Genomic DNA, 14,009 nt, shown 5'->3' with positions numbered 1-14,009 from the left:
TGGGCGCGAGCGGACGCAGCTGTACACCTGTTACGACGTGGCGGTGTACAAACACACGCGCTCGCGGTCATCGGCGGCCCTCCATCAGCTCGACAAATTGGTCGAACAGGTACTCCGCGTCGTGCGGACCGGCTGCGGCTTCGGGGTGGTATTGCACCGAAAAGGCCAGGCCGTCTGTGAGTCTGACGCCCTCGACCACTCCGTCGTTGGCGCAGGTGTGGCTGACGACGGCCGGGCCGAAGGGCGTGTCGAAACGCTGGCCGGCCTCTCCCTCCAGCGCGAAGCCGTGGTTTTGCGCGGTCACCGCCACCCGCCCGGTGGCGTGGTCGATCACCGGGATGTTGATCCCGCGGTGGCCGAAGACCATCTTGTAGGTCGACAGGCCCAGCGCCCGGCCCAGGATCTGATTGCCGAAACAGATTCCGAACAACGGGATTCCGGCGCCCAGCACCTCACGGGTGAGCGCGACGACGTGGTTGGCGGTCGCCGGGTCACCGGGGCCGTTGGACAGGAACACGCCGTGTGGGTTGATGTCGGCGATCTGTTCGAAACTCGCCGACGAGGGCAGCACGTAACTGCGGATCCCGCGCCGGGCGAAATTGCGCGGCGTGTTGGTCTTGATACCTAGGTCGAGTGCGACGACGGTAAACCTGGGAAGTCCCGGCGGCCCTTCGGGTTCGACGATATACGGCTGCGGGGTACTGACCTCGGCGGCGAGATCGGCGCCCAGCATCGGCGGCTGGCCCTGCACGCGCCGCAGCAACACGGCTACGTCGGGGGGCTCGGCGAGCGCAGCACCGGAGAACACCCCTGCCTTCATCGAGCCGCGGCTGCGCAGATGGCGCACCACCGCCCGGGTGTCGATGCCGGCGATCCCAACGATGCGCTGGCGGATCAGCTCGTCTTCCAGGGTGCCGGTGGCGCGCCAGTTGGACGCCCGCGGCGACGGGTCGCGGACCGCGTAGCCGGCGACCCAGATCTTGTCGCCGCGGCTCTCGGCGTCCTCGCCGTTCCAGCCGGTGTTGCCGATTTGCGGTGCGGTGGCGACGACGATCTGGCGGTGATAACTGGGGTCGGTCAGCGTCTCCTGGTAGCCGGACATGCCGGTGGAAAACACGGCTTCGCCAAGGGTTTGGCCGATGGCGCCGAACGGCGTTCCGGTGAAGACGCGGCCGTCCTCGAGTACCAGCAGGGCCTTGCTCACGCGGCTCCTTCCACCCAGCCGTCGTAGTCGTCGCGGTTGTCCGCGCGGAATCCGGTGTCGATTTCGGTACCCGACGGCAGTTGCCACCGGATCGCCAAAATCCCGTCCCGGGCGGCGACCTTACCGGCGATGCCACGCTCGGTGCGCACCGCGGTAATGGACTGCCATGGAATCCAAACCGGCTGCGCCCCAATACGTTCCAGGAGAATTCCGTCGCGGTGTCGGGTCAGCACCGCGATGCTTCGGTACCCGAGATCGCCGGCGGTGACCCGGTCGTTCCAGGCCGGCGAGAGCGTGCAGCCGACATAGACACCGCGGGTGGTGACGGACGCCGGGCCCAGGTCGTCAGGCACGTCGGGCAGCGCGCCGATCAGCTTCGCCTGCCGGTGCGAACGCCGCCGCCAGCCCCGCATCATCAGCGCGACCACCACCGCGATCGTCGCCACCAGCACCGCCGCGAAGATCACCGAGCCCACCAGCGTGCCCGAGTTCATGCGCGCCGCTCCTCTCCCCCGCAAGCGGGTGGGGGTACCTCCCACTTGTGGGGGAGTACCCCCACATCGCTTCGTCCCCCGCAAGCGGGCGGTACCCCCACTGCAGCGGCGCCGGCGCGGTTCACGCGGGACTCTTTCCGTCCCGGGCGGTGACCTTCCCGCGCAGCAAGGTCACCGTCACGGTGGCCGGCAATGTCATCGACTCGTAGGGGGTGTTGGCCGACCGGCTGGCCAGCTCGGCCCCGGTGACCGTCCAGGTGGCGTCGGGGTCCACCACGGTCAGATTGGCCGGCTCCCCCACCTGCAGCGGACGCCCATGATCAGGCAGGCCCGCGATCCGCGCCGGATTCTCGCTCATCACCCGCGCCACGCCGCGCCAGGTCAACAGGCCGGGCCGCACCATGGTTTGCACCACCACCGACAGCGCGGTCTGCAACCCGAGCATGCCGGGGCGCGCTGCGGAGAATTCGACACACTTCTCGTGTTCGGCGTGCGGGGCGTGGTCGGTGGCCACACAGTCGATGATTCCCTCGGCCAGCGCTTGGCGTAGGGCGCTGGCGTCGGCGGCTTCGCGCAGCGGCGGGTTGACCCGGTTTACCCCATCGTAGCCGGCCAGTCGGCCGTCGTCGAGCAGCAAGTGGTGTGGGGTGACCTCGGCTGTGATCGAAATGCCTTGGTTCTTAGCCCATTTCAGGATCTCGACGGTACCCGCAGTAGAAGCGTGGCAGATGTGCACCCGGGCACCCGCGTCGCGGGCCAGCAGCGCGTCGCGGGCAACGATGGATTCCTCGGCGGCCCTGGGCCATCCCGACAGCCCCAGCCGCGCGGCGTTCGGACCTTCGTGCGCGACGGCGCCGACGGTCAGCCTGGGCTCCTCGGCGTGCTGGGCGATCAGCACGCCCAGACCGGTGGCATATTCCAGGGCGCGGCGCATCACCAGCGGGTCGTGCACGCAGACGCCGTCGTCGGAGAACATCCGCACCTGGGCGGCACCGGCGTTCATCATGCCCATCTCGGTGAGCTCGGCTCCGGCCAGCCCCACCGTCACCGCGCCGACCGGGTGCACGTCGACCAGGCCCACCTCCTGACCGCGGCGCCACACATGGTCGGTGACCACCGGGCTGTCGGCCACCGGGTGCGTATTAGCCATCGCGAACACCGCGGTGTAGCCGCCCAAAGCCGCTGCGGCCGAGCCGGTTTCGATGTCTTCGGCGTATTCGCGGCCGGGCTCGCGAAGATGGGTGTGCAAGTCGACCAGCCCGGGCAGCAGCACCTGGCCGGTGGCGTCGATGACGTCGGCCCGGTCCGGGATGGCCAGCCCCGCGCGGATGTCGGCGATCTGGCCGTCATCGACCAGTACGTCGACCCGCTCCCCCTCCCCGTACAACCGGACCCCGCGGATGAACACAGTCACGCCGCACCTTCTTTCCCGGCCGACTCAGCCCCCACCAGCAGGTGGAACAACACCGCCATCCGCACATGGACACCGTTGGAAACCTGTTGCAGCACAGCCGATTGCGACGAGTCGGCAACCGAAAAGGCGATCTCCATGCCACGCAGCATCGGCCCGGGATGCAGCACCACGGCATGACCGGGCAGCATCGCCTGCCGCCGGTCGGAAAGCCCGTAGCGCACCGAATACTCACGCGCGGACGGGAAGAAACCGCCGGTCATCCGCTCGGCCTGCACCCGCAGCATCAGCACCGCGTCGGCGGCCGGTAATTCGGCGTCGAAGTCGTAGGACACGGTGACCGGCCAACCCTCGGCCCCCACCGGCAGCAATGTCGGCGGCGCCACCAGCACCACCTCGGCGCCGAGCGTGTGCAGCAACATGACGTTGGAGCGCGCCACCCGGCTGTGCAGGATGTCGCCGACGATCACGACGCGCCGGCCCTCGATGCCGCCGAGCCGCTGCCGGATGGTCAGCGCATCCAGCAGCGCCTGGGTCGGGTGCTCGTGGGTGCCGTCGCCGGCGTTGATCACCGACGGGCCGTCCTCGCCGTTTCTGGTCCAGTCGGCCAGCAGACGCGCAGCACCCGAGGCCGGATGGCGGATGATCAGGGCATCGGCGCCAGCCGCCCGCAGGGTCAGCGCGGTGTCGCGCAGCGACTCGCCCTTGCCCACCGAGGATCCGGCCGCGCTGACGTTGATCACGTCGGCGCTCATCCACTTGCCGGCCACCTCGAAGGACACCCGGGTTCGCGTCGAGTTCTCGTAGAACATCGTGACGATGGTGCGGCCGCGCAGCGTCGGCAGTTTACGGACCTCCCGGCCCACCAGAGCCTGGGCGAACCGGTCGGCGTCGTCGAGGATGGCGGTGGCCTGGTCGCGGCTCAGGTCGCCGGCGGCCAGCAGATGCCTACTCATAACCGGTCCTCATCGCGAGATCACCACGCCGTCGTGCCCGTCGTGTTCGCGGAGTTGGACGTGCACGCTCTCGCTGTGGGAGGTCGGAACATTCTTGCCGACGTAGTCGGCGCGCACCGGCAGTTCCCGATGGCCGCGGTCGACCAGGACGGCCAACTGCACCGCGCGCGGGCGGCCCACATCGCGCAGCGCGTCCAGGGCGGAGCGCACCGAGCGCCCGGAGTACAGCACGTCATCGACCAGAATCACCAGCGCGTCGTCGATACCCCCGGCCGGGATCGCCGTCTCCTCCAGCGGCCGCGGCGGCTTGCTCATCAGGTCATCGCGGTACAGCGTGATGTCCAGCGCGCCATGGGCAACCTCGACACCGCTGTATTCGCGGATATGGGTTGCCAGCCGCCGGGCCAGGGTCACGCCGCGAGTCGGGATGCCCAACAGCACCACCCGCGGCGAGTCGGGGCTATCCAGCGCGGTTTTTTCGATGATCTGGTGCGCGATGCGGGAAATGGTGCGACCGACGTCGGCGGCGGACATCAGTTCGCGACCGTTCGCGGCATCACTCGCAGTACCCATGCGAGATGGTGACCTCCTTCTCCGCCTCTCTGGACGGATCGTTAAAGGATGTCGGCTGCCCGGGAGCGTAGCACCTGCGTCGGGTACGGCGACGATGCGGGCGGCGTGGCGGATTTCGCTGTCGCGTGTCTTGTCACTTCCGCCACAGTGGCCTCTGGAGAAAAGGGATGCGTGTTGTGCCCAGCTCACAGCGACAACGCGCAGACTGCCAGAGTTGTCGCTCTGAGCGGTCATGGGGCTGCATTCTGGCGTGAAGAGATGCAGGTCGTGGGCTGTGCGGTTGGGTGGGCACCAATGCGCGGTGTCGAGTGTGCGCCGGGGGCGTTGAACGTGCGCCGGGGACGTTGAGCGTGCGCTGAGGGCGTTGAGCGTGAGCTGACGGCGCCGAGCGTGAGCTGACGGCGCCGAGCGTGAGCTGACGGCGCCGACTGTGCCGTCGGGGCGGCCCGATCGCGGATTTCCCGCCCTGCATGCACCCTCAAAGCCGCCACTGCACACTCGATACGGCAGCATCACAACCGACTCGGCGAGGTCGTGAGACATCCGCCAAGCACCCGCCATCACAAGAAGTTGCAGCGAAGATGCGCCGTGCCGAAAACAGACGCCAATCGGGATGGTCCATCCAAGGCTGCACAAGAGTCATCGATGACCAGCAGCTCCTGGTCGCCCCGAATTTTCCGGTGAAGTGGGCGCATCGGGTATCGGCTCAGCCAGAGAGTGTTGTGGCACGTCACGTGTGACCCATGTGACGCTTACCGGCCGGCCGGGCCAAGCTCGTCGGCAAGGGTTCTATCCTGGCGAATGTGACGGATCCCAACCCTTCCGCAAACGAATCCGGCCGGCCGCACATGGATTTCGATGCGCTGTATCGCGGGGAAAGTCCCGGCCCGGGCATCCCGCCGATGACGACGCCGCCGTGGGATACCAAGGCGCCCAAAGAGAACGTGATCGCGTGGCAGACCGGTGGCTGGGTCCACGGTGAGGTGCTCGACATCGGCTGCGGGCTCGGCGACAACGCGATCTATCTGGCTCAGCACGGACACCGCGTGACCGCCTTGGATATTTCTCCGACCGCGCTGATCACCGCCGAACGCCGCGCCGCCGACGCCGGAGTCGACGTGAGGTTCGCGGCAGCCGACGCCACCACGCTCGACGGCTACACCGGCGCATTCGACACCGTCATCGACAGCGGCATGTTCCATTGCCTCGACGACGACGGCAAGCGCAGCTATGCCGCCGCCGTGCACCGCGCCACCCGTCCCGGCGCCACCCTGCTGATCAGTTGCTTCTCGGACGCCAATCCGCCGAATGAGCAATGGCCACGACCGGCGGTATCCGAGCAGACGCTGCGCGACGTGCTCGGCGGCGCCGGGTGGGATGTCGAATCACTGGAGCCCGTCACGGTGCGCCGCGAAATGGACGGGACCGAAACGGAAATGGCGTTTTGGTACGTGCGAGCCCAACGGCGTGCGTCGGACTGACCGTCACCGGGCCGGGTCGTATCCGCGGCGTCCCTCGTGCGCCCAGGCCAGCAGATCGGGCGGGGCGAGCTGGTTGATCCGATGGTTGTAGCGGCGGTGCTCGTCATGGGTGAAGTACTGCTGCCAGTCGCCGCTGCGGCCGCGGCGGAAGAATTGCTCCTCGCTGTGCCAGATGCCGTCGGTGGTGTTGGGGGCGATCTCCGCCGCGCGCGATCGCATGGCGTCCAGCGACGCGTGCGCGACCAGTTCGCGGGCCCGATCGCGACTCAGATCGATGCCGAGTACCGCGGCAAGCCGCATCAGCTCTGCTATCAGGTCCAGCTGATAGTCGGCGTAGTGGAACAGCGCCACATTCGGCAGGTGTCGCCGCTGCCATGCCGTGCCGAAGTGGTGCAGCACGTTGGCCAGCGTTCCGATCCCTTTGGGAGGCGCGAACCCCACTCCCGGCGGCGGCAGCGCCGGACCCTCCATCCAGTGCCGGAATTCCTCGGTTGGGCCACGCCCGCCAGCCGCGGGGCCGGGCTCGGGACCCGGCGGGCCCGATCGCAGCTGCGGCGGCACCGCGGCCTCATGCAATTCCCGCAACCGCTCGGCGTCGACATTGACAACGTGGAACAGCATCGACACTGCGGCATCGCGCGGATCGCGGCCCACGCAGATACAAGTGACCCGATCATCGAGCACCAGGCCGTCCAAAGGCGTATGGGTCTTGATGAACCGGCGGTGATCCTGCGCGTCGAGGACGGCAACCACCTCCTCGATGGGCCGGATGGTCTGGTCGAGCCACGGCGACACCGTCGACAACGGTCCCGGCAGCTCCGGTCCGTCGAACACCAGCAAGGACACCAGCCGTTGGGTCCAGGTCATCCCGCACTTCGACGGTGTCGAGATGACGATGTCGCCGGCGCGCAGTTGCAGGGCGTCCCAGCGGGTACTGTCGGTCATCAACGAGCGGTACAGGACGCGGTCGGCCGCCAGTGCATTGGCGTTCGGCGGCTCAGGGGCATTGGTCATGTGCCACCTCCCTTCGGGTATCACGGTCGCGTTCACCGTCGGACGATGTCGAACAGCATGCCTTCAACAGTGACCCCGGGCGCGAAGGCGAACGCCACGCCGGTCGAGAGGGGTTTTGCCGACTCCGCCTGCCGCACCATCATTTCCAACACGAAGATCAGCGAGACACTCAGCATGTTGCCATAGCGGGCCAACACGTCCCAGCTGTGCGCCGCGCATTCGGCTCCGATGCCCAACGAGCGCACCGACTGTTCGATGATCTTGGGCCCACCCGGATGGATCGCCCACAGATCGATATCGGATTGTTGTAATCCGTTGTCGTACAACATATTTGCGACGACCGGCGCGACTCCCCGGTAAATGTAGTCGGGCAGGTTCTCCGACAGCTCGCAGGTGATGCCGTCATGATTGACGCCCAGCACGATGCCGTCTTCGGCGTCGTCGAGGAGCTGGCTGAAGTTGCTGCGGATCACCACACTGCCCGCCGGCAACTGCTGTTGCACCTGGCTGGCGCCGATCACCAGCGCTGCGCAGCCATCGCCGAAGAGGCTGTGAATCACCACATCGTTGACGTTGTCGGCGAACACGGCGTTGACCGAGCACAATTCGATGCACACCACCAACGCCTTCATCGCCGGGTGGGCGCGGACGTAATTGGTGGCGGTGCGAATGGCGTTCATCGCGGCCGCGCATCCCATGAAATTGACCACGACTCGCGAAATCGCCCGCGACAGCCCGAGTTGCTTGACGATTGCCACGTCCACGCCCGGAGCGACGAACCCGGTGCTGGTGACGAACACCAACAACCCGATCTCTTCGGCGCCGTAGGAAAGCCCGTCGAGGGCACGCCGGCTCACCTCGACCGCCAACGGCACCGCATGCCGGTAGAACAGGCTCATCCGGTCCCGGATGGTAGCGGGTTCACGCCGGAACGCGTCGAACTCGGCGTCCAGCGGGTCGACGGCCATCCTGCGGGTGTCGATGCGTGCCTTCTCGTAGACCCGCGAAACCCGTTCCCGCTGTTGCGGGTCGACGAACATCTGGGCCACCCGCGCCGCGGCGTCGGACTGACGGACCACCCGTTGCGGCACACCGGTCGCCATGCCTTCGATGACGGCCACCGTCGTCGGCGGAGCCGGCGGCAACTGGGCGAGGTCATAGTGGGGTTCGTAGCCGGGCGCGTCGGCCACCGGGTGCAGGGCACCACCGTCGGCTGCGCTGCTCATACCGACCCGATTCCGACGAAGCCGGCGACCACGTAGCCGGCACTGGCTTTCCAGGCCGCCAGCGAGCAGTGTTCCCGCAGGAAACCCCACTTGTGCTCGCTGGCTTGGCGAGACGGCGAGAGCAGGTATGTCCGGCAGAGCTTCGGCAGCCGGTTAGTCACGAAACTCTTCGCCGGAAGCCACTCGACGCCGGAGTTCGCGGCTTCCTCCCGTAATACGTCCTCGGTGACGATGTTGGCGAAACCGCTACGCTGGAACGGCAATACATGGTGGACGCGGTGGGAGCTCAGGCCCGCCGACAGGAAGCAGTCGACGTATCGATTCCCGACCACCACCAGGTCGTTGGCATGCACCACCTGATCCACGCCCCAGTCGTCACCGGTTGCGGCAGCCTCGTCGGCGTCGTCCTCGAACTCGTGGCTCGCCACCACCAGGAAGGTGCTGACCCACAGGGTGACGACGAATTGCAGTGCCCAGGCCCAGAAGTCACCGGCGAGTGCGAAAACCACCATTTCGGTCACCAGGAGCAGCCGCACCCCGGACGACCCCAGGAAGTGCGGCAGCGCGTTGCGCCAGCTTCCATAGCCCTCCTCGACGCCCACCTTGCGCGTCATATTCCAGACGTCGGCGATGCGGATGGCCATGCCGGTGAGCAGGTGACCGAACTTGTGAACCGTATGCACCGGAACCCGATACAGCCGCGGCAACTGCATCATCATCGTGAAGACGTTCTTCTTGATATCGACGTCGCTTTGCGTGTACGGGTGATGCAGCAACGTGTGCCCGTCGGCGACCACCAACGACAACGCCACATAGTTCAGGTCGAAGGCATTGGCCAAGAACCGATTAGGGCCCCGTTGCGCCCGATGCAGTGCATAATGGCCATACCCGACCAGCGAACTGCGCAGCAGCACCATCGCAATGACGAAGGCCCACAACGGCATCCACCGCGGTTCGGCCAACCGCACGGCCTGGACCGCCAGATAGCCGACGGCCAGGAATGCCACCACGACGTTGAACAGCCGGTCCATCCGTTTGATTCGGGCGGCCAGTACCGGCTCGGTCAGGCGTGCTTTGACGCGGTGCATCAAGTCGTTCGGGTTGTCGAAACGGTACTTCGGGGTGTCGCGCCAGCTGTTGAAGTCGTCTTTGAAGAGGAAGGGCGGCGCGTTGTGTTTGGGATGAATGTCGCGCGGCGTTGCGTCGCGGCCCAATGCGTAGCGCCGCTCCAAGATTCGTTCGACCTTGGCCGGGTCACGATGGTAGGAGGCGATGATCGCGGTGATGTCGCGGTTCTTGGTCCGCCCGATGAAGAAGGCGCCACCGGGGTGCTTGGATATCCAGTCGCTGAGGTCGTATGCCCGGCCGTTGTAGACCCACACGTCTGACAGCGGTGGCCCGCCCGGAGGAGGAGCAGGATGCAGGCCGGGGCCACGCTCCTGTACGTCTGGGACGTCGTTCGTCATTCGTATTCCTCCAGGTCTGATCGGGTGAGATCGGGCGCTAGCCATCGTTTCCGGCGAAGTGACCCCAACGGTGCCCCAATAGTGGAGGTATGGCCTTGGAGAATTCTCAACGGAATTCCGGGCCGGGTAATCTGCGCTGCGGGTGCACCAAATCGGTTGCGCCCCAAGGTGCCAACCGTGGGCGGGAACCGGCCCGGAGACCGCCGGCAGCGCTAGCCGCCAGGTGGCAGTTGCGGGCCGGTTCCCAATCCGGAATGCACCCGCGCTGGTTATCCGGTCGGGTTGGGAATGGTGACCGGCGCGCCCCAGGCGGACAGGTTGATGGTGACGTGGCCCTGGCCCTTGTCGACGACCATCCGCACCAGGTTCGGGCCAGCTGTGGGAGCAGGCGCCCCCGACGTCGCAGTTGTGCCGGCACCCGCGCCCTTCACATCGACGATGTACAACGTGATCGGCAGCGTGCCCCCACCCTTACCCAACTGAGGCACCAGGGGATCGATCACGGCGGCGTCGATGGTTCCGGTCACCTTGACCGTGGCGATACCGTCGATCGTTTCATTTCCGGCGATCTGCGGACTCTGGACCTTGGCGATCACATTGCCCAGCCCCTTGTCCTTGTCGAGAACGATGCCCGGGTCGTAGATCTTCTCCGCCGGCCCGACCGAGGTGTACTTTCCGGCGTCGTCTTTGGTGTACATGGTCTTATTGCTGACCAGGAATTGTTTGGGGGCCGCAGGCGCTTTCGGCTGCAACCTGATCATGGCATCACCGACGGCTTGACCGTTGCCCTCGGGCTGATTGGTCACGTCGGCATTGACGCTCTCCATCGGAAGCGTCGTGATGTTGGTTGTCTGCAGGCTGACATGAACAGAGTGCAAGCCCTTGGTCGCCTTGGAGCTGTCCTGCAGTAGTTGCTGAGCTTCCGGTGACGGGGCGCCGGATGACCCGGATGCGCTGGTCGCGGCGGAGCTTGCCGATGCCCCGGAAGTCTGGGAGGTTGACGTGGCCGATTTGTGACCGCATCCGCTAATGACCGTCGCGATCAGTGCTGCCGCGAACAGCATCGCGGCCGACACCGGAAACGAGGACCGATGGGTGACACGTCGGTGGCAGGTTTGCGTTTGGGAGATCAAGCCATTCATGGCCAACCTTTGCTGAGGTATCCAACCGGTGGTGGCGAGCAGCGGGTCGCTGGCTTCGTCATACGGCATTGACGGCGACCGGCAAGCCGGCCCCTGTCAATGGTGGCGGGTCTCGGTGACTGCTCCCCCGCACCCTGGTTCACCGCACCGGCACCGTTGTCATCCGCATGCCGCTGCGCCCACAGGCTGTTCACCAGATCGCTTTGCCGGAGAGCGCGACAGTAACACGCCATGGCCAGCCCGGAAGGCTATTCGCACAAGTATCGACCGCCTGCGCCGCGCCGGAAACAATGGCCAGCGCGATGAGCCGACAGGCCGTCCCACCGCCGCGCCCGCCCACATCCGGCGACTAACCTAGGGCCGGTGAAGCTCGACGGCAATCAGGCATCCGTTCGGCAAGTCTGTGACGCCGGCTTGCTGTCCGGCGCGGTAACCGTGGTCTGGCAACGCGGAGAGGTGTTGCAGGTCAACGAGATCGGCTACCGCGACGTCGATGCGGGCCTGCCGATGCGACGAGACACGCTGTTTCGCATCGCGTCGATGACCAAGCCGGTGACGGTTGCCGCGGCCATGAGCCTGGTCGACGAGGGCAAGCTGACAGTGCGGGACCCCATCGCGCGCTGGGCGCCGGAACTGGCCGATCCGCGGGTGCTGGACGACCCGCATGGCCCGCTGGACCGCACACATCCGGCCCGGCGCCCCATCCTGGTCGAGGATCTGCTGACCCATACCAGCGGCCTGGCCTACAGTTTCTCGGTCTCCGGGCCCATCTCGCGGGCCTACATGCGACTGCCCTTCGGCAAGGGTTCGGACACCTGGCTGACCGAACTGGCCGCCCTGCCACTGGTTCACCAGCCCGGCGACCGGGTGACCTACAGCCATGCGATCGACGTGCTGGGCGTGATCGTGTCTCGCATCGAGGACAAGCCGTTCCATCAGGTTCTCGACGAGCGAGTGCTGGGTCCGGCCGGCATGACCGACACCGGCTTCTTCGTGTCGGCCGAGGCGCGAGGACGCGCCGCCACCATGTACCGGCTCGACGAGGACGACCGGTTGCGCCACGACGTGATGGGGCCGCCGCAGGTCAAGCCGCCGTCGTTTCCCAACGCCGGCGGCGGGCTGTGGTCGACCGCCGACGACTACTTGCGGTTCGTGCGAATGCTGTTAGGCGACGGGACGGTCGACGGAGTCCGGGTGCTGTCAGCGGAGTCGGCGCGGCTGATGCGCACCGACCGGCTCACCGACGAGCACAAGCGCCACAACTTTCTGGGAGCGCCATTCTGGGTGGGCCGCGGGTTCGGGTTGAATTTGTCGGTAGTGACCGATCCGGCGAAATCGGCGCCGCTGTTCGGTCCCGGCGGGCCGGGAACGTTCAGCTGGCCCGGCGCATACGGGACATGGTGGCAGGCCGACCCGTCCGCCGACCTGATCCTGCTGTACCTGATTCAGCACTGTCCCGATTTGTCCGTCGACGCCGCGTCGGCGGTGGCGGGCAACCCCGCGCTGGCCAAGCTGCGGACGGCCCAGCCGAGATTCGTCCGTCACACCTATCGCGCCCTCGGGCTTTAGCGGTGCGCGCCATGGCCCGGTTCCCGCCCGAGTACCTCGAAGGCTCACGGCTGCTGCTGCGCCCACCGGTGCTCGATGACGCCGAGACGTTGTTCGACGGGATCACCGGCGATCCCGAGGTCACGCGCTACCTGCTGTGGTCGCCGCATCCCGATGTCGCCGAGACGCGACGGGTGATCACCGAGCATTTCAACGCCGACGGCGACGAGCGGACCTGGCTGCTCGTGCTCCGCGGCAGCGGCGACATCGTCGGCCTGATCAGCTGCCGAAGCCGGGTGCGTCACTCCGTCGAAATCGGCTACTGCCTTGGCCGGCGGTGGTGGGACCGGGGTTTCATGTCCGAAGCACTGGCCGTGCTGCTGGCCGAGCTGGCTGCCGACCCCTGCGTGTACCGTGTCTGGGCGACCTGTCACGTCGACAACACGCGCTCGGCGCGGTTACTGCAGCGAGCCGGATTCGCTTTGGAAGGCCGGCTTGGCCGCGACTCCGTCTACCCGACCTTGGGGCCCGAACCACACGACAGCCTGCTCTACGCCAAGATCCTGCGCTGAGTGCCATGGGCTCAGGGGCATACCAAGACCGACCGTCCTGATCAGCGGCGCGGGTATCGCCGGCCCGGCCCTCGCGTACTGGCTCAGCCGGAGCGGCCCCGACGTAGTCGTGGTCGAGATCGCCGACGGCATCCGCCCGGGTTGTCAGACCGCTGAGCTGCAGAGCGCGGGACGGGCTGTGGTCGAGCAAGACATTGCAGTAGGACCAGACGCGCGACCGGAGCTTGGACCAACGCGGTATCGCCCGAGCGGATACCGCCGTACGGCGCCGCGCCGAAATACCGGTCGCGGCCTTTCACGGCGATGGTGCGGTTAGCCCGCGGGAGATCCTGCGCGGCGACCTGGTCACTGTGCTGTACCGGGCGAGTGCCGCGGACGCCGACTACCGCTTCAATGCCCGGATCACGGATCTGGTGCAGGAATACGACGTAGTCGTGGCGACGTTGTCCGACGGCACGACGCTGGGCGCCGATCTTGTGGTGGGCGCCGACGGGCCGTATTCGACCGTGCGAGGGCTGGTCTTCGGGGCCCGATGAGCGCTTCGTGCGGCCGCTGGGCGACACCTGGTTCAGCGCGTCCGATACCGTCTGCCGGGACGGCGGTGTCTGATGTACCAAGCGCCCGGCGGTCTGAAAGCGTCCATACGCCCGTCGGTCTGAACGAGTCGCGCCCGTCGCGTGACCCGGCGGCGATTGCCAAGGCTGGATTAGTGAGCTCAAGCGGCGAAGCCGCAAATCCTGAGTCAAGTGTTGTTCGATGGGTGTTCGAATCGGTGCCTTTCCATGGCGGGGTCGGGGTGCTGTCGGCTGTTCAGGTGGGCAGGCGGGCGCGTCGGGTGAGGTCGGTGAAGGCGTGCCGGTAGGCGGTGGCGGTCTTGCGTAGCGGTGGTGGGTCGGCGCCGCGGTCGGTGGCCTCGGCCGTG

At 66.9% G+C, this 14,009-nt stretch carries 13 protein-coding genes; 4 read left to right on the top strand and 9 right to left on the bottom strand.

What is annotated here, in order from left to right:
• Positions 1 to 67: 67 nt before the first annotated feature.
• The 5 genes from carA to pyrR all read right to left on the bottom strand — a co-directional run bounded on the left by carA (position 68) and on the right by pyrR (position 4,638).
• Positions 68 to 1,204, bottom strand: coding sequence for a glutamine-hydrolyzing carbamoyl-phosphate synthase small subunit (carA, locus tag EET03_RS10860; protein ID WP_075541821.1), 1,137 nt, complete (start codon positions 1,202 to 1,204; stop codon positions 68 to 70).
• A complete protein-coding gene (locus tag EET03_RS10855; protein WP_075541822.1) occupies positions 1,201 to 1,698 on the bottom strand; it encodes a PH-like domain-containing protein in 498 nt (165 codons plus the stop codon). The genes carA and EET03_RS10855 overlap by 4 nt, the downstream gene beginning before the upstream one ends.
• Positions 1,699 to 1,819: 121 nt before the next feature.
• Complete coding sequence (locus EET03_RS10850; protein WP_075541823.1) at positions 1,820 to 3,112, bottom strand: dihydroorotase; 1,293 nt, start codon at positions 3,110 to 3,112, stop codon at positions 1,820 to 1,822.
• Positions 3,109 to 4,065, bottom strand: a complete 957-nt coding sequence (locus EET03_RS10845; protein WP_075541824.1) for an aspartate carbamoyltransferase catalytic subunit — start codon at positions 4,063 to 4,065, stop codon at positions 3,109 to 3,111. Before EET03_RS10845 ends, EET03_RS10850 begins: the two co-directional genes overlap by 4 nt.
• A gap of 9 nt (positions 4,066 to 4,074) precedes the next feature.
• Complete coding sequence (pyrR, locus tag EET03_RS10840; RefSeq protein WP_075541825.1) at positions 4,075 to 4,638, bottom strand: bifunctional pyr operon transcriptional regulator/uracil phosphoribosyltransferase PyrR; 564 nt, start codon at positions 4,636 to 4,638, stop codon at positions 4,075 to 4,077.
• A gap of 848 nt (positions 4,639 to 5,486) precedes the next feature.
• Here pyrR and EET03_RS10830 point away from each other — a divergent pair.
• A complete protein-coding gene (locus EET03_RS10830) occupies positions 5,487 to 6,119 on the top strand; it encodes a class I SAM-dependent methyltransferase (protein ID WP_075541826.1) in 633 nt (210 codons plus the stop codon).
• 3 nt (positions 6,120 to 6,122) lie between these two features.
• On the opposite strand, the gene EET03_RS10825 is transcribed toward EET03_RS10830, so the two are convergent.
• From EET03_RS10825 to EET03_RS10810, 4 genes are all read right to left on the bottom strand, one after another.
• The gene (locus EET03_RS10825; protein WP_208649036.1) at positions 6,123 to 7,133 is read right to left on the bottom strand and encodes a sulfotransferase domain-containing protein; all 1,011 of its coding nucleotides are present in this window, start codon (positions 7,131 to 7,133) and stop codon (positions 6,123 to 6,125) included.
• A 32-nt stretch (positions 7,134 to 7,165) separates the two neighbouring features.
• Positions 7,166 to 8,359, bottom strand: coding sequence for a type III polyketide synthase (locus tag EET03_RS10820; protein WP_075541827.1), 1,194 nt, complete (start codon positions 8,357 to 8,359; stop codon positions 7,166 to 7,168).
• Positions 8,356 to 9,825, bottom strand: coding sequence for a fatty acid desaturase (locus tag EET03_RS10815; RefSeq protein WP_099194115.1), 1,470 nt, complete (start codon positions 9,823 to 9,825; stop codon positions 8,356 to 8,358). The genes EET03_RS10820 and EET03_RS10815 overlap by 4 nt, the downstream gene beginning before the upstream one ends.
• Before the next feature lie 269 nt (positions 9,826 to 10,094).
• Entirely contained in the window at positions 10,095 to 10,967 is an 873-nt protein-coding gene (locus EET03_RS10810) for an LppX_LprAFG lipoprotein (RefSeq protein WP_075541836.1), read from the bottom strand.
• A 363-nt stretch (positions 10,968 to 11,330) separates the two neighbouring features.
• Between EET03_RS10810 and EET03_RS10805 the strand changes: the two genes are divergently transcribed.
• From EET03_RS10805 to EET03_RS10795, 3 genes are all read left to right on the top strand, one after another.
• Positions 11,331 to 12,536 (top strand): serine hydrolase domain-containing protein, encoded by a 1,206-nt coding sequence (locus tag EET03_RS10805; protein ID WP_075541828.1) that lies wholly within the window; start codon positions 11,331 to 11,333, stop codon positions 12,534 to 12,536.
• 11 nt (positions 12,537 to 12,547) lie between these two features.
• The gene (locus EET03_RS10800) at positions 12,548 to 13,087 is read left to right on the top strand and encodes a GNAT family N-acetyltransferase (protein WP_075541837.1); all 540 of its coding nucleotides are present in this window, start codon (positions 12,548 to 12,550) and stop codon (positions 13,085 to 13,087) included.
• A 224-nt stretch (positions 13,088 to 13,311) separates the two neighbouring features.
• Entirely contained in the window at positions 13,312 to 13,623 is a 312-nt protein-coding gene (locus EET03_RS10795; protein WP_075541829.1) for an FAD-dependent monooxygenase, read from the top strand.
• The last annotated feature ends 386 nt before the right edge of the window (positions 13,624 to 14,009 follow it).

The organism is Mycobacterium innocens (assembly GCF_900566055.1).
GTDB classification, from domain to species: Bacteria; Actinomycetota; Actinomycetes; order Mycobacteriales; family Mycobacteriaceae; genus Mycobacterium; species Mycobacterium innocens.
The sequence above is the reverse complement of the archived record's forward strand: the minus strand, read 5'-3'. Positions and strand labels throughout refer to the sequence as shown.